This window comes from Virgibacillus siamensis, from assembly GCF_039522605.1.
In the GTDB taxonomy this organism is placed as follows: Bacteria; Bacillota; Bacilli; order Bacillales; family Amphibacillaceae; genus Lentibacillus; species Lentibacillus siamensis.
On the sequence record NZ_BAAADS010000032.1, the window covers coordinates 1 to 1,271 of the forward strand.

The 1,271-nt window shown below is 42.9% G+C and carries 1 protein-coding gene; it reads left to right on the forward strand.

Translation table 11 applies throughout. The annotated features are described in order from the left end of the window. On the forward strand, positions 1 to 1,263 hold a 1,263-nt coding region (locus tag ABD010_RS18240), incomplete at its 5' end, for an IS1182 family transposase (RefSeq protein WP_343816500.1). Positions 1,264 to 1,271: the final 8 nt, after the last annotated feature.

Below are 1,271 nucleotides of genomic sequence, written 5' to 3' on the forward strand. Positions count from 1 at the left end.
ATAGATCTGGATGCCATTCATCATGCAGTAATAAAGAAATCCCGCCGTGGTGCGCCGGAAGAACTAAATTATGCAGCCATGATTATCTCCCTTTTCGTGAGATATGTGGAACGGATTCCAACAATTAAAGATCTTGTGAAGCGTCTGCATGATGATATTGCCTTTAAGTTGAATTGCGAGTTTCTTGTTTCAGATAGCATTCCTTCCGAGGCTTCCTATTCCCGGCTGGTAACGAAATTAAAAGAGTCTGGCATATTAGTGAAGGAACAAGATGAAGTTGTTCTTCAAGCTATTGAAGAGGGCTTCATCACGGATGATACAGTGGCCATTGATGCCACCCATTTTGAAGCCCGTGATCAAGCACCACCCAAAGAAGAAGAGCCAAAGTCTGAACCCAAAAAGCGCGGACGCAAATCGAAAGAAGAGCGGGAACAATGGCTGAAAGAACAGGCTGAAAAAGAAGCGAACCTGCCTCTTTACGAAAAGAGAATAGAAGCCCAGCTGGATGCGCCCTTAGATGAATTACGTGCCGAAGTTCCTCAAGACCCACAATGGGGTGTAAAGAAGAACGCAGAAGGAAAAAATGTCTTCTGGTATGGCTATAAAGGACACCTGGCTGTTGGCACATCAAGTCAATACATCTTACAGTCCCTGTTTTCATCAGGAAACTTAAATGACGGAAAGGCAGCAATCCCATTACTTAAGGGGATGGAGAAACTTCCCCTCTCAACGTTACGTTATCAAACAATGGATGCCGGTTATGATTATGAACCGATATACGAACAGGTGCATCAAATGGGCCAACAATCCGTCATTGCCTATAATAAGCGAAATGAAGGTGAAACAATTGGGTTCGATAAACACTTTGCCCCAACCTGTTTCCGGGAACATTCCTATCGTTATGATAGTTTTGACGCTAAATACGAAACACTAAAATACACAAGACCAAAAGAATGTATAGACTGCCCACTGGCCAATGAAAGCATCTGTCAAAAGGTTTATAAGGTAAAAATAACCCAAGACTTAAGAAAGTACACAGCACCAGCTCGTGGATCCAAAGCCTGGAAAAACCTTTTCAAGCGTCGCACGGCCGCCGAACGAGTCAACGCGTATCTCAAAGAATTCTTTCAGCTTAACAACGTTCGTTATCGTACGGGAAAACGCGCAAAAATTCATTTTGACATGGCAACACTTATTTATAATGCTTCAAAACTAGCTGCAGACCGTATTAATGCACAATTGATTCAGCAACAAGCCGCATGATTTCTGTT